Annotated in this window: 33 protein-coding genes; 21 read left to right on the forward strand and 12 right to left on the reverse strand. The window is 27.3% G+C overall.

Annotated elements, in window-relative coordinates; all coding sequences use genetic code 11:
• Positions 1-52: 52 nt before the first annotated feature.
• Complete coding sequence (locus tag EU91_RS01685; protein ID WP_032524949.1) at positions 53-1300, reverse strand: NAD(P)/FAD-dependent oxidoreductase; 1248 nt, start codon at positions 1298-1300, stop codon at positions 53-55.
• Positions 1301-1485: 185 nt separating this feature from the next.
• Between EU91_RS01685 and EU91_RS0108835 the strand changes: the two genes are divergently transcribed.
• Together EU91_RS0108835 and EU91_RS01680 are read left to right on the forward strand one after the other, a co-directional pair.
• A complete protein-coding gene (locus EU91_RS0108835; RefSeq protein WP_025954851.1) occupies positions 1486-1722 on the forward strand; it encodes a hypothetical protein in 237 nt (78 codons plus the stop codon).
• 138 nt (positions 1723-1860) lie between these two features.
• Positions 1861-2733 (forward strand): EamA family transporter, encoded by an 873-nt coding sequence (locus tag EU91_RS01680; RefSeq protein ID WP_032524950.1) that lies wholly within the window; start codon positions 1861-1863, stop codon positions 2731-2733.
• A 195-nt stretch (positions 2734-2928) separates the two neighbouring features.
• Here EU91_RS01680 and EU91_RS09680 read toward each other — a convergent pair whose 3' ends face one another.
• Positions 2929-3063: a hypothetical protein gene (locus EU91_RS09680; RefSeq protein ID WP_012008254.1), complete on the reverse strand. Its 135-nt coding sequence runs from the start codon at positions 3061-3063 to the stop codon at positions 2929-2931.
• Positions 3064-3314: 251 nt separating this feature from the next.
• Here EU91_RS09680 and EU91_RS09605 point away from each other — a divergent pair, with 251 nt between their 5' ends.
• Together EU91_RS09605 and EU91_RS09500 are read left to right on the forward strand one after the other, a co-directional pair.
• On the forward strand, positions 3315-3458 hold the full coding sequence (locus EU91_RS09605; protein WP_275040677.1) for a cupin domain-containing protein: 144 nt from the start codon (positions 3315-3317) through the stop codon (positions 3456-3458).
• 92 nt (positions 3459-3550) lie between these two features.
• Positions 3551-3721, forward strand: coding sequence for a hypothetical protein (locus EU91_RS09500; protein WP_011863490.1), 171 nt, complete (start codon positions 3551-3553; stop codon positions 3719-3721).
• Positions 3722-3785: 64 nt separating this feature from the next.
• Here the strand turns inward: EU91_RS09500 and EU91_RS09685 are convergent, their stop codons facing one another.
• On the reverse strand, positions 3786-3917 hold the full coding sequence (locus tag EU91_RS09685) for a hypothetical protein (RefSeq protein WP_257008698.1): 132 nt from the start codon (positions 3915-3917) through the stop codon (positions 3786-3788).
• Positions 3918-4200: 283 nt separating this feature from the next.
• On the opposite strand from EU91_RS09685, the gene EU91_RS01675 reads away from it, so the two are divergent.
• The 3 genes from EU91_RS01675 (at position 4201) to EU91_RS0108845 (ending at position 5527) form a co-directional block, all read left to right on the forward strand.
• Positions 4201-4383 carry a hypothetical protein gene (locus tag EU91_RS01675; protein ID WP_032524951.1) on the forward strand — a complete coding sequence of 61 codons (183 nt, stop codon included), beginning with the start codon at positions 4201-4203 and terminating at the stop codon, positions 4381-4383.
• Positions 4384-4958: 575 nt separating this feature from the next.
• Positions 4959-5126 carry a hypothetical protein gene (locus tag EU91_RS09505; protein ID WP_193741637.1) on the forward strand — a complete coding sequence of 56 codons (168 nt, stop codon included), beginning with the start codon at positions 4959-4961 and terminating at the stop codon, positions 5124-5126.
• Between the two features lie 65 nt (positions 5127-5191).
• Positions 5192-5527, forward strand: a complete 336-nt coding sequence (locus EU91_RS0108845; RefSeq protein WP_025913812.1) for a DUF805 domain-containing protein — start codon at positions 5192-5194, stop codon at positions 5525-5527.
• A gap of 11 nt (positions 5528-5538) precedes the next feature.
• On the opposite strand, the gene EU91_RS01670 is transcribed toward EU91_RS0108845, so the two are convergent.
• Positions 5539-5856, reverse strand: a complete 318-nt coding sequence (locus tag EU91_RS01670) for a hypothetical protein (protein WP_032524952.1) — start codon at positions 5854-5856, stop codon at positions 5539-5541.
• 206 nt (positions 5857-6062) lie between these two features.
• Here EU91_RS01670 and EU91_RS01665 point away from each other — a divergent pair, with 206 nt between their 5' ends.
• The 3 genes from EU91_RS01665 to EU91_RS01660 all read left to right on the forward strand — a co-directional run bounded on the left by EU91_RS01665 (position 6063) and on the right by EU91_RS01660 (position 7713).
• On the forward strand, positions 6063-6281 hold the full coding sequence (locus EU91_RS01665; protein ID WP_011818999.1) for a M protein: 219 nt from the start codon (positions 6063-6065) through the stop codon (positions 6279-6281).
• Positions 6282-6367: 86 nt separating this feature from the next.
• Positions 6368-6523, forward strand: a complete 156-nt coding sequence (locus EU91_RS09510; RefSeq protein WP_193741638.1) for a hypothetical protein — start codon at positions 6368-6370, stop codon at positions 6521-6523.
• A gap of 83 nt (positions 6524-6606) precedes the next feature.
• The gene (locus tag EU91_RS01660) at positions 6607-7713 is read left to right on the forward strand and encodes a fatty acid desaturase (RefSeq protein WP_032524953.1); all 1107 of its coding nucleotides are present in this window, start codon (positions 6607-6609) and stop codon (positions 7711-7713) included.
• A 3-nt stretch (positions 7714-7716) separates the two neighbouring features.
• On the opposite strand, the gene EU91_RS09515 is transcribed toward EU91_RS01660, so the two are convergent.
• Positions 7717-7869 carry a hypothetical protein gene (locus EU91_RS09515; protein ID WP_193741639.1) on the reverse strand — a complete coding sequence of 51 codons (153 nt, stop codon included), beginning with the start codon at positions 7867-7869 and terminating at the stop codon, positions 7717-7719.
• Between the two features lie 305 nt (positions 7870-8174).
• Between EU91_RS09515 and EU91_RS09520 the strand changes: the two genes are divergently transcribed.
• Positions 8175-8333, forward strand: a complete 159-nt coding sequence (locus EU91_RS09520; protein ID WP_193741640.1) for a hypothetical protein — start codon at positions 8175-8177, stop codon at positions 8331-8333.
• The gene (locus EU91_RS09525; protein ID WP_193741641.1) at positions 8326-8478 is read left to right on the forward strand and encodes a hypothetical protein; all 153 of its coding nucleotides are present in this window, start codon (positions 8326-8328) and stop codon (positions 8476-8478) included. The genes EU91_RS09520 and EU91_RS09525 overlap by 8 nt, the downstream gene beginning before the upstream one ends.
• 284 nt (positions 8479-8762) lie before the next feature.
• Here the strand turns inward: EU91_RS09525 and EU91_RS09530 are convergent, their stop codons facing one another.
• Positions 8763-8903 (reverse strand): hypothetical protein, encoded by a 141-nt coding sequence (locus tag EU91_RS09530; RefSeq protein WP_193741652.1) that lies wholly within the window; start codon positions 8901-8903, stop codon positions 8763-8765.
• Between the two features lie 192 nt (positions 8904-9095).
• Here EU91_RS09530 and EU91_RS09690 point away from each other — a divergent pair, with 192 nt between their 5' ends.
• The 5 genes from EU91_RS09690 (at position 9096) to EU91_RS01645 (ending at position 11816) form a co-directional block, all read left to right on the forward strand.
• Positions 9096-9227, forward strand: coding sequence for a hypothetical protein (locus EU91_RS09690; RefSeq protein WP_275040674.1), 132 nt, complete (start codon positions 9096-9098; stop codon positions 9225-9227).
• Between the two features lie 236 nt (positions 9228-9463).
• Positions 9464-10627 carry a fatty acid desaturase gene (locus EU91_RS01650; protein ID WP_032524955.1) on the forward strand — a complete coding sequence of 388 codons (1164 nt, stop codon included), beginning with the start codon at positions 9464-9466 and terminating at the stop codon, positions 10625-10627.
• Between the two features lie 117 nt (positions 10628-10744).
• Positions 10745-10906: a hypothetical protein gene (locus EU91_RS09535; protein WP_193741642.1), complete on the forward strand. Its 162-nt coding sequence runs from the start codon at positions 10745-10747 to the stop codon at positions 10904-10906.
• 662 nt (positions 10907-11568) lie between these two features.
• Positions 11569-11676, forward strand: coding sequence for a high light inducible protein (locus EU91_RS0108850; RefSeq protein WP_032520188.1), 108 nt, complete (start codon positions 11569-11571; stop codon positions 11674-11676).
• Complete coding sequence (locus EU91_RS01645; protein ID WP_032524956.1) at positions 11676-11816, forward strand: high light inducible protein; 141 nt, start codon at positions 11676-11678, stop codon at positions 11814-11816. The genes EU91_RS0108850 and EU91_RS01645 overlap by 1 nt, the downstream gene beginning before the upstream one ends.
• 684 nt (positions 11817-12500) lie before the next feature.
• Here the strand turns inward: EU91_RS01645 and EU91_RS01640 are convergent.
• Positions 12501-12707, reverse strand: coding sequence for a high light inducible protein (locus EU91_RS01640; protein WP_032524957.1), 207 nt, complete (start codon positions 12705-12707; stop codon positions 12501-12503).
• Positions 12708-13667: 960 nt separating this feature from the next.
• Here EU91_RS01640 and EU91_RS01635 point away from each other — a divergent pair.
• A complete protein-coding gene (locus EU91_RS01635) occupies positions 13668-14873 on the forward strand; it encodes an LptF/LptG family permease (protein ID WP_032524958.1) in 1206 nt (401 codons plus the stop codon).
• 131 nt (positions 14874-15004) lie between these two features.
• On the opposite strand, the gene EU91_RS09540 is transcribed toward EU91_RS01635, so the two are convergent.
• Together EU91_RS09540 and EU91_RS01630 are read right to left on the reverse strand one after the other, a co-directional pair.
• On the reverse strand, positions 15005-15148 hold the full coding sequence (locus EU91_RS09540; RefSeq protein WP_193741643.1) for a hypothetical protein: 144 nt from the start codon (positions 15146-15148) through the stop codon (positions 15005-15007).
• Positions 15149-15549: 401 nt separating this feature from the next.
• Entirely contained in the window at positions 15550-16026 is a 477-nt protein-coding gene (locus EU91_RS01630) for a carbon storage regulator CsrA (RefSeq protein WP_032524959.1), read from the reverse strand.
• Between the two features lie 199 nt (positions 16027-16225).
• Between EU91_RS01630 and EU91_RS0108855 the strand changes: the two genes are divergently transcribed.
• Positions 16226-16606 (forward strand): DoxX family protein, encoded by a 381-nt coding sequence (locus tag EU91_RS0108855; RefSeq protein ID WP_032524960.1) that lies wholly within the window; start codon positions 16226-16228, stop codon positions 16604-16606.
• A 27-nt stretch (positions 16607-16633) separates the two neighbouring features.
• Here the strand turns inward: EU91_RS0108855 and EU91_RS01625 are convergent, their stop codons facing one another.
• Positions 16634-16792 (reverse strand): 3-phosphoshikimate 1-carboxyvinyltransferase, encoded by a 159-nt coding sequence (locus tag EU91_RS01625; protein WP_241433951.1) that lies wholly within the window; start codon positions 16790-16792, stop codon positions 16634-16636.
• Between the two features lie 2328 nt (positions 16793-19120).
• On the opposite strand from EU91_RS01625, the gene EU91_RS09695 reads away from it, so the two are divergent.
• Both EU91_RS09695 and EU91_RS01620 read left to right on the forward strand, forming a co-directional pair.
• Positions 19121-19246 (forward strand): hypothetical protein, encoded by a 126-nt coding sequence (locus EU91_RS09695; protein ID WP_275040675.1) that lies wholly within the window; start codon positions 19121-19123, stop codon positions 19244-19246.
• A 271-nt stretch (positions 19247-19517) separates the two neighbouring features.
• Positions 19518-19706, forward strand: coding sequence for a hypothetical protein (locus EU91_RS01620; RefSeq protein ID WP_032524962.1), 189 nt, complete (start codon positions 19518-19520; stop codon positions 19704-19706).
• Between the two features lie 21 nt (positions 19707-19727).
• Here EU91_RS01620 and EU91_RS01615 read toward each other — a convergent pair whose 3' ends face one another.
• Both EU91_RS01615 and EU91_RS01610 read right to left on the reverse strand, forming a co-directional pair.
• Positions 19728-19835, reverse strand: coding sequence for a high light inducible protein (locus EU91_RS01615; RefSeq protein ID WP_206538273.1), 108 nt, complete (start codon positions 19833-19835; stop codon positions 19728-19730).
• 343 nt (positions 19836-20178) lie between these two features.
• The gene (locus EU91_RS01610) at positions 20179-21405 is read right to left on the reverse strand and encodes a hypothetical protein (RefSeq protein ID WP_032525250.1); all 1227 of its coding nucleotides are present in this window, start codon (positions 21403-21405) and stop codon (positions 20179-20181) included.
• Positions 21406-22264 lie beyond the last annotated feature (859 nt).

Consider the following 22264-nt stretch of genomic DNA (forward strand, 5'->3'; position numbering starts at 1 on the left):
TAATACTTAATAAAAAAAAGATAAACTTATTGAATTGTTACTTACTGATTTATTACTTATTAATTATTGATTGATTTAACTTTGAGACTGCCATCCCAGCGATCCATCCACTTGTCCAACAATGTTGAAAATTAAATCCACCAGTAATCCCATCAACATCCAAAACTTCTCCAGAAAAAAATAACCCTGGACAAATTAAGCTCTCCATACTTTTAAAATTAACCTCATTAATTTTTACACCTCCGGAAGTAACAAATTCCTCTCCAAATGGACCTTTGCCCGAAATTATATATTTATCCCTAATTAGAGTATTTATCATTATCTCTCTTTCATCCGCCAGTAAATCAGCCCACTTTTTCTCTTTATCAATTCCTATTTTCTTCAATAAAAAAATCCATAATCTTTTTGTTAATAGTGGAACAGGTCTACTATTAATAAGTTTCACCTTGCCTTTATTTAATCTTAAATAATTAATTTTTTCTTTTAACTCCTCATAACTTAAAGAAGACCATTTAATGATTAAATTAAATTTATATTTTTGGCTATAAAGTTCCCTTGCTGCAATTGATGAAAGTTTTAATACTGCTGGCCCACTAAACCCCCAATGCGTTATTAGTAAATCGCCTCTATTTTGAAAATTTTTATTGTTTAAATTAATTTCTATATCTATGCCCCTTATCGATACCCCACTACATTCATCCAAATTTGGTTCTTTTGTGGAAAAAGTAAAAAGCGATGGTACAGGTTTAACAATGTTGTGTCCAAGATTTTGAGCTAATTTATATCCGCTTGGATTACCTCCAGTTGAAAGAATAATATTGTTTGCAGTTACCTTTGCTTTTTTAAGACTAAAAATATTGAATATATTATCTGGAGTTTTTGAAATTTCTTTTACAAAAAATTTTGTTAGTATTTCTACGTTTTTTGATAAAGCACTTTTTCTCAAACAATCAATAACATCTGAAGAAGAATTAGACGCTGGGAATACTCTTAGATCTTCCTCAATTTTTAATTTTAAACCTTTTTTCTCAAACCAATCGTATACATCTCCAGCAGCAAAACGATTAAATGATTCCAAGAGCTGAATTCCACCTCTGGGGTAATTCTCAATTAGTTCATTCGGTATCCATGTCGCATTAGTGACGTTACATCTTCCCCCTCCACTAATCCTTACTTTCTCCATAAGTTTTGAAGTTCCTTCAAGAATTATTATTCTTTTTACTCCATTTTCAGCAGCAGTTATTGCTGTCATAAAACCGGCTGCACCGCCTCCAACAACTGCTAAATCAAAAGGTTCCAAAAACTTATTATTTAATATGCTTCAATCTGATAATAGCAAGTAGTCATAAAGAAAAATTAGTCCAAACACCATAAAAAAATAAATATAAAACTTTAAAACCACATAATAAATAGCTACGATTCGCCAATTTTTAAATTTCTAGAAAAATCAACACAGTCGTTATTTTTATGCTTTAAGTTAATTAAATGAGTTTGTTATTTTCTTACGTTAAATATTCTGAGGCCAGTTTTCCTATGACTGGTCAATATACTGCTCTTCTTTTAATAACTTCTGTTATATGGGTTCTACTTTGGTTTGGATATAGACAAAATAAGATAAATGATGAGATCAAGAAAAAAGAAAAAGAAGAAAGAATTAATGCGAAAGTTCAAAGAAGAAAGAAGTTAGAGAGTTTGTACCCTACTAATAAAAAAACTGTCTAAAATAAATAATTTTAAGTAAATATGAAAAAAATTGATTTCAAATCATTGATTCAGTACTTACCGGGGATTTTGATTCTTATTTATGTATTCTTTTTAGCATTTACTCAATTTATAAAATAAAATTTTGAACTATTTGTTTTGATTGGAATCCTTTCTGCTTTTGGAGCTGCTACATCTTGGACATATGCGTGCTTTATTTGGCGCTCGCAAACTCAAAAATATAAATCAATAGATATTAATTTAATAAAAAATATAATAGCTTTTTTAATTTTTATACCTGCTTTTATCAATCTAAGTTCTACAACTGAATTAAAAAACATATTTATTCTACTAATTAGTGGAATAATAGGTATTGGTTTTGGTGATACTTTCTATTTAAAGTCACTACAGACAATTGGCACAAGAAAAACTTTATCTATAGAAACTCTTTCTCCGTTAATGGCAGCTTTATCAGGGGAATTTTTTATTAATGAAAATTTAACAACTAAATCATGGGTTGGAGTAATTATAGTAACGATTTCGTTATTCATTATTCTCAGAAAAGGTAACGATTTTAAAGAGGAAAACTCCTCTTTCTCAGAAAAAAATAACTTTAAGATTTTTGCTTTTCCTTTTTTATCAGTTTTATGTGCTGTTCTTGGAGGTCTTTTATCAAGGATAGTTTTCCTTCAAAGCAATTTATCTCCTTTCCTTACAACTGAAATAAGATTATTAGGTGCAATAATTTTTTTAACTAGTCTAAAAGGATTTAAGATTAATTTTTTCTTAAAAAACATAGACAAAAAACAACAAAAAAGATTTTTTATTTCAATACTTCTTGGAACAAATGTAGGAATATTTCTACAACAAGTTGTGTTTAAAACCCTTCCCATAGGAGTAGGATGGGCTTTATTAAGCATATCTCCAGTAATTTCCTTATTTTTTGCTAAGACTGAGGAAAGAGAAATTACCAAAAAAATAATATTTTTTACTTGTTTTTTATTTTTTGGCTTGACATTAATAATTCTTTAATCTCTGAGTTAATGTAAAAAATACTCATGTTAATAAAAATCAAATTAAATAAAATTCCCTATAAACACCCAAAACAATGAAAACTTTAAAGAAAAAAAGACTCGGCACATTGGAAGTTTATGTTATTTTTTTAAGCTGCATTTATGCAGGCTTTATAGGTTATAAATCTCTATTAAATATTTTATTTACTTGGAATTAATTAATTCTTTCTAATGATTTAATCAACTTACCTCCATCTTGATCATCATCATCATTTGAAGCGAAAAATAAAAAAAATATTCCTAAAGAAGCTATAGATAGCGAAATTGACAATACAGAAAGCTCATCCATAAATTAGAAATTTTTTTTTATGATAAACGAAAAAAAATAAAAGACAGTAAAGAAATACACATTCTCTAAAATAAACATTTCTTTTATTTGTAAAATAAAAAATACCTCCGAACTATTTCGTGAAAGTTCTAATAACTTCCCCCTGTAGTGCAAGCGTAATAATTCAGTATGGAATAAAAAGTTGGACTATTTGGGAATGTGAGCCAAGAAAATTTCAATGGAATTAAGATGATTAGGGAATTTGCTTAATTATTGAAGGTCAAGCGAAAATAAGTACCCAAAACGTTTACATTTACTTGATTAAAGCTGGAGATCTAGTTGAGTTTCCTGCTGGACTTAACTGCGAATGGGAAGTAACCAAAAGTATTAAAAAACATTATCGATTGGGTAGCTAAATTTAAGAAAAAAGATTTTTTCTTCTTTACTGTTAAGTCAATGTAGATAAAATATGGTTAATAAATAAATTTTCAATAAGGAAACTAATATTATGCCTTTTACTGATCAAGAATATTTTGAGGTTATTGAAAAAAACGAAATCGTAAAAAAGGCCTTTGAAAATATTAAGCAAATTTGCATTGATTTACAAAAACAAACAAATTGTCCTGAAGAGGATCTAAAAGATTTTCTGGAATTTATTTCTAAACAATGGAATAAGTAATAATTTAAAAGCCTTTTAAATACTAAATTTAAAATTTCAATTTAGTTTTCTGAGATAATAAGTTCTAATCTAATTCCTTTTTTGGTTTTGTATTGATACTGGAAGTTCCCTTAGCAGCAGAAACGAAGAAAAAGAAGCCTACAATTCCAGATATACCAAATATCGCAGCCAAAGGATCAAAAGTGAAAGAAAACATAGAATTTATAAAATCAAGATAAATAATAGTTTTTGAATCAAAATTGTACAATTTTTGTTAAGTATAAAAAATAACAAATGCGCGATTCATTATGTCATTATTAGTTTCTCAGTAGTTTCAAAAAATTATTATTCAAATTGATTTTAAGAATAAAAATATCAATACATACCAAAGATCTATTCGTGCTAAAGAGAAAAGTTTTTAAAAAATATTTATAGAAATATTGAATAAAACACTACCCAGACGATCCACAATTGTTGTTTCTTTAGATTAATATCAGATCATGTCAGAATTTTACTCAGCTTCTTCCTTAGTAAGTCCTTTTACAGCGATATTATGGTGCCTATATCCAGTAGCTGTACTTGTAATTATTGAATTACTTCTGGGGGGTGGTTTTGATGATGACAATAATGACGATCAAGATGGTGGAATGCTAATACCTGCTTACTCTAGATCAGACGTTTGAATTTTTGAATTAAAGACTCATAAGGAATTTAATTAAATTGGTGAACAATATTGATACAACTCATATTTCTCTAATTATACTTACCATCCTTATGATTTCCTCTCTAACCTGGCTCGTCTTAAGAACCCTTAAGGAAGGTAGAAAAGCTCTGACAGACATAAATAAGGATAGATTGTGAAATACAATAAACATTCAAAAATGTAGAATTTGATTAGATTTATAAGTTTTACTAACTAAATAGATATATTTCAAAATTTAAAAACTTTTCCTTCTCAAAGTTGGGGAAAAGCATAAAAAACTTAAATAAATACTAGAATTTGTTTGATTGCTAAGTCAAAAAATGTTGAAATCCCATTTTTATGAAAGGACTTCTTTGTTATTACTTTAATAAATAAAAATGCATCTAAATTCTTTACTTTATATTTGTTCTATATCTTTATTCATTTATATAATGGCACTGTTTTGGAGAGACTTGCCAAATCAAAAAAAGTAAATAAATAATTAATATTAATTTTGTTGCTTATAAAAATAAATTGAGTTATTAATTTAATATTGGATTTAATTTTTTTATATAAATGCTGAAAGAATCTTCAAATAACAATAACAAAAACATATTCTCAAAAACTAATAGTATTGCAAAAGAAAAGATGATTTGCAAAGACGGATTCTGTTCATTACCAAATCAAGATGAGATTTCAAAACAAGATTCAAATGATATGAATTTATTTGATCCTATTAAGTAAATAAATAATATTTTGATAAATTAAAGATTAAATTGATAATGTTAGATTCTTTGAATTTTTAATTTATGTTTAATGACTTTTTAAACGCATATAAAGAGTTTTGGATTAAAGCTACAGACTTCAAAGGATTCACATCTCGATCGGACTGGTGGTTAGTTCAACTAGCGAATCTTATAATTTCTTTCCTAACTATCCCAATATTTTTAAAAACTTTTGGTTTCAATGTTTATGGCATAGTTTGTATCATTCCTCAAATAGCTATTGATGTAAGAAGAATCAAAGATTTTGGAAAAGATTGGAAATGGATCTTTATTAATTTAATACCTATCTTAGGATGGATTTTGTGGTTCATCTGGCTAGGCTTTGGTAAGACTGGTAATGGGAAAAATAAACTTATATAGAAATTAACTCCTCAATTTTTTCTTTTTTTAAAATCTACAAATCTTACCTTTTTTCTTAACTCTATTTGTTTTTCAAGAATTCTAAAAACATGCATCTCGCATTCGGTTAATTTAAGAAACTGATCAAGTGTATCTTTATCTTCTTCATCAAAATTCTCGAAAACTTCGGAAATAGCAGTACTATTTCTAGAAATAAAGTCCTCTGCTACATCTCGTGGATTCTTGCCTGATTCAAAATCCTGAAAAGCTTCATAAGAATTGAGTTCTCTCGTTAACCAATTAAACCATGGTTCATTTTTATTATTTTTTTTATTTATGATTTTCTTCATGAAAAAATTTTTACTAGTTTAATCATTATTAGTTATTTAATCTTTGACAGCTGTACAAATACTCATTTTAAAAAACCAATTAAAGATTAAACTTATTTTTTTTACAAAAAAACTAACATAATTACCATAAAGCTTTTAAAAGAATAAGTATTTATTACTCATTTTTTGTTTATGAGATAGCTAGAATTTATTTTTAGTAAAGTACATTGTCAATTCCATTTTACGACTTTCCTTCATCTCCAATTTTAATAATTGGTGCTCTTGGCATTGCAGTAGCGATAGCAGTTTTTTTTGTCTCTTACCAAAAATATTTCAATTCTCCTTTGAATAAAGAGCTTGCAGAAAAGAAAAAAGCCTTAATTAAGGAACAAAAAGAATTAAATGAAAGATTAGAAAAAATAGAACAAGATTTAAAAAATTTATAAAAAATTACTTTTAAATAAAGATGAGTTAATGATCTCGAATTCAAGACCTTAATTTTTTTAACAGGATTTTTGGTCTATAAGGAGATATGGATAAAGATCATCTTATTGAGTTAATTTCTAATAGTCTTCTTTACGAGAGTAAAAATTCTGACTCTAATAAGAATCTTAGTGACTTTAAAAATTACTTAGAAAGATTAAATCTAGATCAATTGAGAACTATGTCTAAAGAATTTATTCTTTAGACATTTATCAATTCAATTCGATTTTTTATAGTAATAATCAAAAATTTATTAAATTTGTTATCTTCAAAATAAAAGCTTGGAATATGCAAGAAGTTAAAAGGAGCGATTTTGTAATTAAGCCATTTCTAAAAAGAAATAACTTTAAAGCTTTTTATCAAATTATTACTACTATTATCCCTGTAATTTCTATTTGGTTAATTGTTTACCAAATAACAATTCATCCTTTTACATTATTAATAAAAAGCTGCTTGTTAATACCCCTTATTTTTCTTCTAACACTATTCTCTTCTAGAACATTTTCATTAATGCATGATTGTGGTCATAACTCACTTTTTACAAAAAGAAAATTAAACCGCTTTGTTGGATTTTTACTTGGTTTAGTTAATGGTATACCACAGAAATCATGGTCAATTGATCATGCGTTCCATCATAGAAATAATGGGAATTGGGAAATATATAAAGGTCCTGTAGATGTTTTAAGTCTTGAAGATTATAATTCTCTCTCAAAAAGAGAACAAATATTTTATAAAGTAAGTCGTAATTGGATAATGCTTTTTCCAGGTGGATTCTTTTACTTAGTCTTAAAACCTAGATTAGGACTAATTATTATTATTTTTAATATCACTAAAGATATATTAGAAGAGACTTTTTTCAAAATCAAAAACAAAAAGTTTTCTGAACTTTTATCTATTAATTCAAGAATAAAACCACCTTTTACTGATTATGGAGACAATTTTAGTGAACTTTCTGAATTAATAATAAATAACATAGTAGTAATAATTGGGTGGATATTTATGTGCAAATGGTTTGGTTTAGTTTTTTTTCTATCATTTTATTCCTTAGTATTAACACTTTCAGCAGCAATCCTAATATGTGTGTTTTTCGTACAACATAACTATAAAAATGCTTACGCTAAAAATACACAAAATTGGGATATAGTCGATGGAGCAATTTTAGGTAGTAGCAATTTAAATATACCTAATTGGCTTAATTGGTTTTTGGCAGATATATCCTTTCACAGCATTCATCACCTCTCAGAAAGAATACCAAACTATAATTTAAGAGCTTGCCATAAAGCAAATATACATTTGCTTACTCAAGCAAAATTCTTGAAATTAAGTGATTTCCCAAACTGCTTTAGATACATCATTTGGGATAGTAAGAAGGAAAAATTAATTCCAATAAATTAATATCTAATAAAACCTTCTTCTTAACTTTTTTTTAATAGGAATACTACTGTATGAATGTGTTCCGATAGATGGGGGTAAGTCATTCTTTAGAGGATGAATAAAAGCATTTGCCATACTTTCTAACATTTTTGATAGCCAATTAATTACTGATTTCATTTGAAAATTAAAAGTGCGCTTTTTTATCATCAAACTAAATTGCTGAAAAGTAAATCAGTCTTTATGCTGATTTTTTTACTTAATTAAAAATTGATATTAAATAAACAAAAAATCTTTACTGGAATACTCAAAATTTTTACTTTTTTTTTATTTAAAAAGAAAATTATTACAATCTTTTAAAGAGCAATCAACGAGAAATTCTAATTTAGTAACTAATACTTATTTTTTCTTTTTAACTTAATAAAGTAAATAATTAAGCATAATTTCGTGCTATATCTCTATTTCAAATCAATCTAAACAATATTATGGAAGATGCAGTTTTTTCTAAGAATCAAAATGAAGAAATAGATTCAATTAATTCATATTTTGAATGCATTACTGAATGCAGTATTGTTGATGGTCATCAAGAATGTATTTCTCGTTGTTTAGAAATTCATTTAAAGGGAGGAAATCAAAATGAATAAAAAGAATACCCCGCAAAGGAAAACAACTTTAAAATGGAACCCTAATGGTGAGCTTTCGGAAATTGATATGTTAAGAATATTAGAAAAGTTATCATCTAGCGATCTAAATCAATGTGAATTAACATGTGATCCTGATCAAGTTTAAAAATTATTAATACTGGAACTTTTTCAAATTAGTATCTTAAAGCTTAGGAAAAAAACCTCATACTCAAGATAGACTTTACTTATAGATATTATTTTTATAAATAAAATAATTTCTTTTAAGATGCATTTTCAACAAAAACTTAAATGAGGTTTCAAATACCTTAACTTATAATTTATGCATTCTGCTGATTAAAAAGTAATGATGAGATTTAGGAAGATATCAATGCTTCATTATTAAGACTTTAAAAAATCTTTTCTGTAAAAATTGGTATAAGTGTTGAATAATTAAATTTCTCTTGGTTTCCTTTCTTTAACCAAGTATGAATCAACAATTTCTTTTTTTGTAATCTCAACAGGTTCCACTATGCCTGAATCTCCATGAGTGGGGCAATAATATGTCATTATCATCCATTTTTCTCGTTCCATAAATAACTCAAAAAGAATAGAAATTTTTTAAATATATAGTATGGATTATGAAAGTACTGACATTTTTTAATCTTTTTTTCTTTTTTACTTAATAATTGATTTCAGTTTTGAAGAAATTATCACTAAATAGATATAAATACGGATGACTTAAAAAAAAAAATCTGCTACTTATAAATAAGTAAAAATTTTTTTATGTCTCTTGAATCTATATTGATGGTAGTTGCTCCAATCTGTCTTTTTACTGTAGGCGTAATTGCCTTGCCTATTTTAGTAAAACCAAGAAAACAATCAGGTCTCCCAAAGAGGTATATACGTGGTCTCTAAATAATATGTAATACTAATAAGATCACAAATTTACTGTGCAAAAATTATTTCAAAGATAAATTCAGATATTCTGATAAAAATTAAAAACGTTCAAGCTAAATTAATATTTTTGATGATACATTTTTTAAAATCCATAAAAAGACAATTAATAAATTATTTACATATAAAGAGTCTGTGACGGATAATAGAATAAATAAATTGATACTTATTTAACAAAATTCTTACATAACATAAATTTGAGTAATGTAAAATTATCAGGCCTTAAAGGCCAAGCGCTTGAAATAGAAAATAAAGATATTCCAAGCATAAAAGAATTTCAGGATGTTATTCCGGATCACTATTTAAAGTGCAATACTAAAACTTCTTTGAGGTATCTTTTACAATCTTTTTTAATTCAATCATTAGTAGTTTTAATTGGGTTATCTATTCCATTTACTCCAAAAATGATCCCAATCTGGATCATTTACTCATTCCTATCAGGTACCACTGCAATGGGATTCTGGGTAATTGCCCATGAATGTGGTCATGGAGCATTCTCTAAGAACAAGACCTTGGAAACTATTACCGGATATTTATTACATTCATTACTACTAGTTCCTTATTTTTCTTGGCAGCGTTCACATGCAGTTCATCATCGATTCACAAATAATGTAACCAATGGCGAAACTCACGTTCCTTTAGTAATTAAGGGAAATGGAGTAACAGAAAAGGTTGGCGGTGAAAAAGAATTACATTTTTCGAATTCCATAGGCAAGAAAAATTACGGAATTTTACAACTCATTCTTCATCTAATCTTTGGCTGGCCTGCTTATTTGCTCACAGGGAGTACAGGAGGTATTAAATATGGAACCTCAAATCATTTTTGGCCAACCAAACCATTTTCTAAGGCATTATGGCCATCTATATGGAGCAAGAAAGTTTGGATATCAGATATAGGTGTAGCCTTAACGATAATGGGAATTATACTTTTAATATCTCAATATGGATTATTCCCTGTAACTGCAATGTATATTGGCCCCTTATTGGTGGTTAATAGTTGGTTAGTAGTGTATACATGGCCTCATCACACAGATTCAGATGTTCCTCATCTCTCAAATAAGGAATTTTCCTTTATGAGAGGAGCGTTTCTATCAATAGACAGACCTTACGGCAAAATTTTGAATTATTTACACCATAATATAGGTTCCAGTCATGTTGTTCATCATGTTTGTCCAACCATCCCTCATTATCACGCTAAAAAAGCAACAGTTTTAATAAAAAAAGAATTTAAAAAAGTATATCTTTATAACCCTGATCCTATACCCAAAGCCCTCTGGAATATAGCTTGTAATTGCGTTGCTGTTAAGTCTGATATTAACCAGGGAAGATACATCTGGCAATCTGGATACAATAAAAGGTAATTTTAAAGAAATAATAATTAATTTTCACATTAATTTACGCAAATCTGAAAAGAATGTAAAAAATCAAGTAAAAGTGCGTTTTTCATATTAAAAATAATCACCCATATATAAAATTTTATGAGTGGTGACAATTTACATGGTAATCAACCTATCAAATTTTACTCGGAGAAAATAACCCTTACAAAAGTTGAATTATTAGAGAGGCAGCTTAGTTTAGGAGACAAAATTTCAGATTTAGAGAAGAAACATAAAGAATGGAGCAGAAAACTTTCGAATTGACCTTGTTACTCAAATACTATTTAAAAACTTATAAATTTTTGTCTTAATAATTCTTAAATTAGCGCCTTAAAAAATTTTTTTCCAAAATAAGAAATTTTGAGAAATATAGAAAATATTATTATTCTTATTTTTTCATTATTTTACTTTTCTCAATTTTGGAGCCTTAAAAAACATAATTTTAAAGCTAAAGAATAATATTGAAACTGTAAGAGCGGGCAATAAGTAAAGTATTAATTCAGGACTAACTAAAGATGGGAATGCTGCAAAAATTAAATGCATGTAATAGGTAGCAAATGACATTAATTAATATATATCTAATTTATTAATAGCAATTATTTAAGTTCTAAAACTATTTTTAAATAAATAAATTTCTAATTAGTTAAGGGCCAGCCTGTATCCCTACTAGCTGGACCTTGTTATTATTTTAATTTAAATCTCCTCTAAATGAGGATTTACTTTTTTAATGAAAGACTTCTATCTTATGTTTTTCGTTCCGAATTTATAAGCATTTTGGCTAAATTGTATTGCGATACAAGCATATTTATTTGTTACATAAATGACTCATAAGCGATAATTCATGCACTTAATAAGCAATTTCAAATAATTTTCTTTACATAACTAAATAATTATGTTATATTTGTTAACAATATAATTTTAAAAAAATGACTCCAGAAGCAGAACGTTTTAATGGTTTGGCAGCAATGCTAGGTTTCGTAGCAGCAGTTGGTGCGTATGTAACAACTGGTCAAATTATCCCTGGTTGGTTTTAATGACAAATACTAAACCCAAAGTTGTAGAAAAAGAAAAAATTGTTGCTGAAAAACTAAACGGTAGATTTGCAATGTTAGGTTTTATCGCTTTACTTGGAGCCTATCTAACAACAGGTCAGATTATCCCAGGTTTTATCTAAAGAACAATTTAAATTCTTAAAAAGAACCAAATTTAAATTTGGTTCTTTTTTTTGTTTCCTTAATTTACATAATCGATATAAACTTCACTTAATCAGTTCATGAGCACTCATTACGTATATTCATTTTATAAAAATTCAGTATAAAAACTCTATTAAAAAATTAAAAATAAGATTATATTACTCATATTAAAAGTAGGTAAAAGAAATGTTAAACCAAGTATTGGAAATTGTATTTTGGCTAAGTTTACTCTTGTACATTGGTGCTAAACTTACTCAACCTGGAATAAGTTTGAAAAAACAAAATTAAACTTTCCCAACAAATCACATTGGAAAAGTGAAAAATAATTGAATTAAAATCAAATATAGTAATATGCGAAAACATTAATTTAATCTTTTTTTTCTTTAATACTTAATTTTAATCAGTAAATAATGCTATTTTTATCGTGATAATTATATGATCCCATGAGAGTAAAATTAGAACCTGAAACAGCGTTTATTGGTAAAAAATTTGCATATATATTTCTTGGAGTGATATTTGGACTTAACGCTCTTACGTTTACTTGGTTTTTTTTATTTTCAAAATTAAATTAATTAGTTTTTTAATAATTATTATTCTTTATCAGTTATGAATTCATTTAATATAGGCTTTAAGCGTAAAAATTCATAAATTAAATAAAGAATTACTTAAAAAATTCCAGGTATAATTTGACCTGTAGTTACATAAGCACCTATTAGAGCAACGAAACCAATCATGGCCCACCTACCATTAACTTTTTCTGCATTTTGAGGATAGCCATCATAGGATACAGTTTCATCAATATATGGTTTGGTTTCAGATGGGAACATATTTTGTCTTCCACCAGATTCTGTGGTCACTCCTGAATTTGACATTTTTAAATTATAATTATTAATTAATGTAACATAAATATTAACTTATGTAAAGCTAGGAAAAAATGTTAAGTGTAAAGCATTCTTTTGATAATTATGTCCCAACTTGAATAAAAAATTATTAATGAATTAAATTATGTGTTTTAATCCAATCTTCAGATGAATTGCTGATGATAGGCAATTATACTCACACTAAGTAATTTTACTTATTAGAATGTATGTAGCATTTAGGAAGTGCTTATCAAGTTAACTTCGGAAATCTGAATTTAACTAGTTCGTCATGAGCTTGCCGTTGGGATACGCGCAAGCTCTTTTAATTTAATAGTCATTTAATCTCAACAAAATAAGATCTCCCTTATTTCTCTCCATAATTTATAAATATAAATATGCAAAATATTTTCAATCTTTGTTATTTTTGCTAAAAAGAAAAAATACATAAGAAATTTATGTCTCTAGATTTTATTCTTATTCCTTCTTGTATTTTAATTATCCTATTTCTTTTAAATAGAAGTAATAGAATCTATAAAAGAGAACAAAAGTCTAGGTAATTAATATAAATCTCAAAAATAAAGATAACTAAAGAAAAAATTATTTTTCAAATTAAAAATTTATTTAATATTTTCTATCTAAAATAGACGAACTTTTGAGAGTTTACAAAAAAATCTAAGAAAGATTTTTACCTAAAATTAATTTTTCCCAGTATAGTTTTGAACTATTAATCTGCTCTCGTTTTTGTTGGCAGTGTAAACAATTACATTTATAAGATAAGGTTTTATTTTTCATTAATTAACTTTTTATATTAAAAAAAACAAATTTTACACTTTTTTGCAAGTATTAATTAATTATTTTTCTATATTATTTCTGAAATTCAATAATCTATTTTATTCAGCAGCTATTTATATTGGTTTCTAAATCATCGATAATTTATAATGCAAAAAAAGTACAAATTTAAATAAATTACTTTTGAAACTTTCAAATCAATTTCCAATTAAAAAAATCCTCAATAAAATAATTACTCCTTGGTATTCCATATCATTAATAGATAGATGGTTATTTGGACAAATAATACCTCCATTAGTTTTCGCGATTTCCGCTTTTACTGTTATTTCATTATCTGTAGGGGTAATGTTCGATCTTATAAGAAAAATAGTTGAGTATGGCTTACCTTTGTTAGAAGCGGTAAAAGCTTTAATTTATAGCCTGCCTAGCTTTTTGGTTTTATCATTTCCAATGGCTGTTTTGCTATCGACACTATTATCTTATGGAAAACTATCAGCAAATTCTGAACTACTAGCTTTAAAGTCATTAGGAATTACTACACCTAGAATTATTGCTCCTGCTATTGCAGTTTCAATTTTCATGACAGGATTAACTTTTTATTTCAATGATAATTTAGTTCCCTCCAGTAATAAGCTTGCGGAATCAACTTTAAGATCTGGGATAGGAAGTTCTTTTAATAAAGGAAATAATAAATACAACATTATTTTCACTAGAAAAGGATCAATAATAGATGCAAAAACTAATAAGCCATCAAAAGTAAATACATATACGACTCATATTTTCTATGCCTCTCGTTTTGAAAAAAATATTATGAGAGAAATTACAGTTTTAGACTTTTCTAGAGCCGGTATAAAGCAAATTCTTAGTGCAAAAAGTGCCATCTTTGATAAAGATAATTCTTCTTGGATATTTAAAGATGGAAGCATTGTTACAACTGACTCTATCGGACAAACTACAAACATAAAATTCAAACAATATACATATCCTTTTGTTGAGGGCCCATTAGATCTAGCAAAAGTCCCAAAAGATGCGAGCGACATGTCTTTAAAAGAAGCTTTAGAGGCTGAAAGAATTTATAAAAAGATAGGAAATCTTAAAGAAATCAGAAAGATTCAAGTACGAATTCAAGAGAAATTCACTCTTCCATGTGCATGCTTAGTATTTGGATTAATAGGCAGCAGTTTAGGGGCAAAATCTAATTTAAGATCCTCTAAAAGTCAGGGATTTGGATTAAGTGTGATTCTCATATTAATTTATTATGTCATGTCATTTGTATTTAGTTCATTTGGAGTAAAAGGTTTATTAAACCCAATTTTTGCTGCTTGGTTACCTGTCTTAATTTCTATAGGAGGTGGAATTTATTTCTTAAGGAAATCAAGTTCATTATGATTTTTATTAAATATAAATAGACATAAATTATAAAAAAAACTAAAAAAATCGTAAAAATTAGTAGTATATTACTTTAATTTTAATAATCAAAAATAATATTTCAGATTATTTTTACTAAGTCAGAAACTCCCTTAATTGAACAAACCTTTTTTCTTTATTTTAACTTTTGGTGAAGACTGAATCTTTGGAGTTTCGTCAACTCGACCTTTAATAATCATTAGTGGAACTATTGCCCAGAGTGCCAAAAATAATATCCAAAATAGGTAAACATTCATAATTCTAAACTCCAATGGAACTATATTAAAATCAATTAGATATTATTCGTGAGTTTCTTTTTAAAGTTCTAGTATAGATGTATAATCAAACTTTTTCTTTTAATTAAAGCAGAAAAACGTTTGAGAAATTTCGCATAAAAATAGGTTTAGCTTAAAATTATAAAATAAAATTAGAAATTCTTATAAGTTAATTAAAAATAATCGCACTCAATAAAATCACTGCTTTGCTTTAGGATGTATAGAGTGCATTTTTATAATGACATGATAAAAAACTTTTCGTGAATTTTTTAAATCACACTTATTTATGTCTAGGGTTTATTTGGTGATTTCTACTTTTTTTATGTCGAAGAAAAAATCACATATAACAAATACTTTTATCTTATTAGAAAAAAGATTTTATTCTAAAATAAATCATTAATTTCTTTTTTTATAGATTTATATTCTAAATTAATGTCTTTAAAAAATGCATCTACTTCTTTTTTGGTATTCCTATACTGATTAATTTTTTGTTTACTTTTATCATAAATAATAGATTGAAATTTTCCTGGACTTACCTCCTCAACCCAATATCCTATAAAACAATAAAATTTATTAGGAACAATACTTAAGATATAAGATTTCTTGGAAATTTTATACTGTACAATTATCTTATTAACTAAGGCTCCTTTAGTTTTATTAGTACCAAGAGTAATAATATCTTTTAAATAGGGCTTAAAATCATTAGATAAGTTTTTACTTTTTTCTACTGAATTTCTGGAAATTATTTTTTCTAGTGAATAACAATAATCGAAAAAATCAACATTTTCTTTTTCTGAAGGATACGTAGTTATAAAGGAACTAAAAAGTAAAAAAGAAGTTAAGATAATTTTCTTAAACATTTTTTTTTAAGTTAGATTTTATTATTACATACATATAAAAAGAGATCTCATAAATAATTTTTTTTCATCTTTAAAAGATTCAAATTAATAAAAAAGATTTTTATTTATTGCGCTTCAACTTCTTTGAGAAGATTTTAAAAATATTTCCAACTATTTAAGTATTTATCAAATAAAAAAATTTTTTTTTTATAATTAAATTATGAAAAGTTCTTTTTTAAAAAATAAAAGTATCAAATCCTTTTTAGATTTTTTTTCTAGGGTATCAATTTCGGCAATATTTATCTCAGCTATACCAGGCAAAATAAATGGTTTTGAAAGAACAGTTGAATATATTTCTTCAAAAGGTATTCCTGATCCAATTTCATCTATTCTTCTAGTAGGGGCTATTATATGTCTCATCTTAGGTTCTGGATTTTTTATATTTGGAAAAAATCAAAAAATTGGTTCGGTTTTTTTATTACTTTTTCTTGTTCCAACGACAATAATCTTCCATGTATTCCCTTTTCATCAAAGAGCAGTACTTTTGAATCTAGGATTGATAGGTGGATTACTTATTTCGGCATTGAGGGAGCCAACATAAGCAGTTTAATCAAGTAAAACCAAAATTTTATTTTTTCTCTCTTAATTCTGTGAAGCAACTTGCAATATGAATTAATTCATAGACCTCTTTACTATCATATTTTTTATATGGAATTCCACTACCTACCTCTATCCCTTTCTCTTTCATTTTCTTTAAAATCAATTCTTGTCTTTTACTACTTGACATTAATTTGAATCGTTTTGTTCGTTCTTCTTTATTCACTAGATATTTATTTAATTAGGTTATTTCGTAGGTAATGTCATCTAGCGATTCATTATATAAGTAAGAAATCCCGTAAATGTAAGTAATTTTAGTCCAATAAAGAAAGGCAAATATTTTTTGACCTTTTTGCTAACAGGTAATAATTTATTAAATGAATTCATTATGTTTTAAATCTAGAAATTATTTATTTATACTAACGAATTTTTTTTTAAATTATCTCAACCACTAATTGTAGATATTAAATCGTCAATCTAAAATTGAAAGAATAACTAATATCTTCTTTTTAGAAAGGAATTGCTTCTTTTCTGAAAGGTAAATTCATTTTCAGGTAAAAATAAAAACTTTAGAAAGACTAACACCTATATCTAAAGCTAATAAAGCAATAAGTAACTTACTCATTTTTTAGAACTCTCAACTATTTTTTTATAAAGCTCTTCTGAAATAGGTTGCATAACTTATAGAAATCTGATTATAAATTAGTTATTTCTAAATTATTTTCTCGTTACGAAATATACGAATATATTAATTTTTAAATAGGCAAAAAATATCTTCATAATAAGTTTTTCTTATAAAGTATCAAAAAATACTGAGTTAAAAACTTCAGTAAATATCAAAAATTTTAAAAAAAAGTAGAAATCTTATTTCAAGTAACTAGATCCTCTATAAGTAAGCTTTATCAACTTTTCTTCTTGTTTTCTACAATATACGAATGACTTGCCATTGAAATACATGTTTACCATGATGCAGCTCCCGAACTTGCTCAAGTCCCCGTCCTATGGCTTGAGTCGTACTGCGGTCTATCAGATGGTAGATCGGACGATTTTGTAGTATTTACTACACTTTATTTATAAAGTATTTATACTTAGATGTCAACTATTAATAGGCAATAAACTTCAATTTAAAATTAGATTCTGTTCGAATGAACTCTTTAAGAAGAATAAAGAACATATAACTACGAGAAACTCCAATAAAAACCGAAATAAATACTAGAACCATACAAATAGGGCAATGTAGAATCCCCATTATTAATTTTCCAATATAAATTTTAATTCAGCTTCAGCATCTAGAATTTCAATTCTTCTCTTAAATAATTTAAAAATTTTAATTATTTTTATCAAAATTAAACCTCTTGTAAGCATTTATAATATTATTCCAAGAATAAATATATCAATAAGCAGAAATACTGAATCTATTTATATGCGTTGAGTCTCGTCAAATCTTTACACAATAAATAACATCTACTTATGCTTAGATACTCTTAATCTAATTAACCAATAAAGGCTTATTCAGAATCAAATATGGTAATTGGTAATCAAGATCCCTTGCAGTGCCATTTTTCTTTTGCTAAACAAATAGAGCGGGCTAAAGTCCAATACTCCCCGAGGATTTAGTCCGCTGCCTAAAGCTTGAGAGTGCTAATAAATTTTTCTTAAACCTATATAATTCAATGTTTTATATGAGATAAATATCTTGAATGCTTGATAAAAATATGTTCTATATTGCCATTTCAAAAATTATGAGATTATTTAAATTAGTTACTAAATCCTCTTGGAAAAAGCTTTAGTTAACTTTTTTTATTGGTTGATGATAAGAACAGCTGAATCTCATTTTGGCGAATCATTGGCATCTGCAGAAGTTCAAACTCATTCAATCAAAAGTTTTTCTTGAATTAAGACAGTTTCTTTGAAGGTTTCAATATTTAAATTCATAGCTTAATGAAAATTGCAAAACTTATTTGAGTTAAATTGATTACTTATTTCTATTGCAAATAAAATAAAGTTTTTTAATTTTGCACTTAATTAACATCCTTTATTTTAAAGAAACCAAATTAGACATTGAATAAAAGTCAATCTAAACTTAAAGGGATAAACCTCTCTTTTTTATGGTTAATAGATTTATTGCTGAAAAAATAATGACTCTTCTCATTTCTCTTCTCAGCTAATGAATATCTCACCACACCTATTAATTGATGCTGCGATATTAAGTGCTGCCCTCACAATAACTTTGGTCTTAAGAGCAAAAGGAAATGCTGTTAGAAAAGATAAAGGAAATCAATGATTACAAAAAAAGAAGAAAAAGAATTTAAAAAACCAAAAATATATAAAATTTCTAACTTTCTTATTTACGGAAGTTCTATTGCTATTGGAGTTTTTTTAGTTTATCTATATTCTGCTTATGTTTTTATAAATAAATGACACATATTTACGGCACAGCAATTACTTATGGTGTTCTGAGTCTGTTATTGCTTGGTGGGTTTGCATACTTTACTTTTAAAATAAAACGCTAATTTTTATGTCCTCTTCAATAAAAGAATTCTTGGATAAATTTTTTGATTTATTTAGAGAATATCAACAAGTAATTCCACCTCAAAAGATGGCTGAGGTTTTAAGAGAATATGCAGAAAGATTAGATGGATAAAAAATACTGACTGATATTAAAAGTGATATAAAAGTTCTCCCTCCTACTTTTATTAAATAAAACTTTTGAAATATTTCACTATTTTCATAATCAGTATTTTTGCTCTATGAAATTTCAGTCATTACATCTAAGTTAGTTCCACTGATTGGAAGCTTAACTTCATGAGTACATATAAAACGAAATACTTTAAAAAAACAAAAAAAATCAACAACACCTTATGGTTAGACAGATTAATTAATCAACTTGAAAAACAAGAAAAGGAATTTTGAATATGAATAATTTTAGAAATAAACAATTCAAAAATCTATTAAATCCCAAGTATGCCTTCTATGATTGCCTTCGAAGCTGCGAACTAAAGCGTTCCTCTGAAGAATTATTAGATGAATGTGTAGAGAATTGTGATTGGGGGTCTCCATCAAAAGATTCAAATAACAAAGGGGCTTACAAAGCCCCAAAATAAAAATTCATAACGAGATTTTTATTAGAAAATACCTGGCACAATTTGACCAGTAAAATAGTATGCCCCCATTAGAGCAAACATCCCAAGCATTGCTGCTTTACCGTTAAGCTTTTCAGCTTTTTCAGTCATTAATTTTTTAGCGAATTCCATAATAAGTAAATTGGATTTGATATCTATAATTTATGCACTTGAATATTGAAATGATGTAGTTTTTTCTACCAAATTGATATCCTTAAAAATTAATAGTTAATGGATTTTTACGAATATTGAAGATATTAGATTTCAATTTGAATCTGATTAATATAAATCTATTAATGATTTAAATACTTGAATTAGTAATGAAAAAATGGAACTTCTTCTACTTGTTCTTTTCTATAGTCTCAAATACCAATCATCAGCATAAATTATTAAGAAAAAAAGTAGCACATTCGTAAAAGAAGCTGGGCTGCTTTTTCTAAAAATTAATTCAGTCTTAAAACTTAAATGTTGCTTCTGCTCCTACTGCAGTTCTATCTAAGAAAAAGACACCCTCATCATCAGGTATTGCAAAAGAGATCCCTGATCTGATTTCAAGAGAGTCATTTACAAAATATGTATAGTAGATTTCTGCATATTGCCCAAGACTATCAGCTGGGACCCTATTCCCTACAACTACAGCTGCGCCATTAGCATCAAATAAAATGAAATCTTGAGACTTTATAGCCGCAGACAAAACTCCAGGACCAAATTCATGATCAATACCAAAATGAAAACTATTTAAGTCATCAATATCAACTCCAGTTACTTCTGGAGATAAAATTCCATAAGTTGCACTTAATGATGTTTTACTATTGTTAGGGGTCCAGTAAGCTCCTAGTGTTACAAAACTAGCTTCTATTGCATTCAATCCCAAAGTTTGACAAGTTTGGAAACCTGCAAAAAATGAGCAAGCCTCATCAATACCAGTGTAGATAAAACCTAATCCAAAATTGTCGCCATCATATCCAGCAGATAATGTATAAGTGTCAGTTCCATCGCTTGTAAGGAAGCCATCAGGAGTATCTGCACTCATTCCAATAACACTTGCTGATGCGTTAAAACCGTTATCAAAAGTACGTCCAATCGCTATTCCACTTCCTTCAATTCCAGGAGCTGAAGTAAAATCAGCCGCTGTTAATCCTCCTATCTGTGCTGCCATGAAGAATTTATCAGAATACTTTGAGATAGTAGTTGGCATTAAATCATCATTTTCCAATAGCGGTCCAACAGCTAAATCATAGTTTCCTAGAGGGAATGAATAATACATTGAGGTAATATTTAAAGTATCATTTCCTCCCTGAGAGTTATCTGTTACGAAATCTACTAAACCAAAAACACCATTTCCGGTCTCAATCCCTACATAAAGATTATCATCTCCGGTAAAAGAGGTATTTAAATCAAAATCATAAGAATAAGTAGCTGTAACTGCCTCAGTAAGAACTGATTCATCAACAGAACCAAGTTGGAAAGAAGCCTCACCAGTAAGTGTGGTTATATTAGAAAAGGAAGCAGCTTCAAGTTTATTTAATCTAGTTTCCAAGGTATCTATACGACTGTTAGTTATAGCTAGTTGATCTTTATTAACAAAACCGCTAAGAGAATCTTCGCTCGCTTTTACAAATAAAGGAAATAATAGACCTAGAGCTACTGGAGTGATAAGAAGTTTTTGAGAAATTTTCACAAAAGGCCTCACACAAAAATTTGTCAAAATCATCATATATTAATCTTATAAAAAATCCAATTTTTAGATTTATATAGGATTGATTTTTATTCACACTTTATTCACACTTTTATAGACTAAAAAACTCTCCGATATTGAGTTCAATTCGATTTCAGAAAACCCTTAAACTATAAATCTCTTTTGATGAATAGTCTTCAAATGACAAAGACACAAAGCACAAAAAATATATTAAGTAGCAAACTAAGTGTCTTGGAATTAATGTGCATTAATTTAAAATGGTTTTTGTACTTGTGAGTAGGAGTGCGGGGTTAACCTTGAAACCGCAAGACTCAAGTCCTTAAACCACTTATACCGATAAAATAAGTTCATAACAAGTTTAGGTAACTTGATTCACTAGCCAAAAACTAATGAAAAGGAAGGTAAATTATTTAATAAATTCTTCTCTTCTTCAACCGGATTCTCTTCTCTTTCAGAAATCCTTCTTGAACATTAAGTTACATTCTCCCTCAGATGCAAAACTCCTAATGTGAGGTGTAAAAAGATTGAAAGACGCTAGGAGTTTAGGTGTTCTTCACGTTGAATACTAAAGACTAAAGAAGATACAAGAACAACAACAAAAAATTATATAAAAAAATAAGGGATCTGCCGTCCAGCTATAGAAGCCCGCATCCAACCCCTATCTATTAAATTAATCAGCTCTTAAATTTTGTCATAAATTTGTGATTTATTATCTATAAGTTTAGAAAAGGTTTACCTACCACCTATTGCCCATCACTTCCCTAATTAGATACTTTGATGGATAATAAATTTTTACTCAAAAGTTTGGATAACACGTCCTCCAAGCTTTAAAAATAGCCTA

The organism is Prochlorococcus marinus str. GP2 (genome assembly GCF_000759885.1).
Classification (GTDB): domain Bacteria; phylum Cyanobacteriota; class Cyanobacteriia; order PCC-6307; family Cyanobiaceae; genus Prochlorococcus_A; species Prochlorococcus_A marinus_J.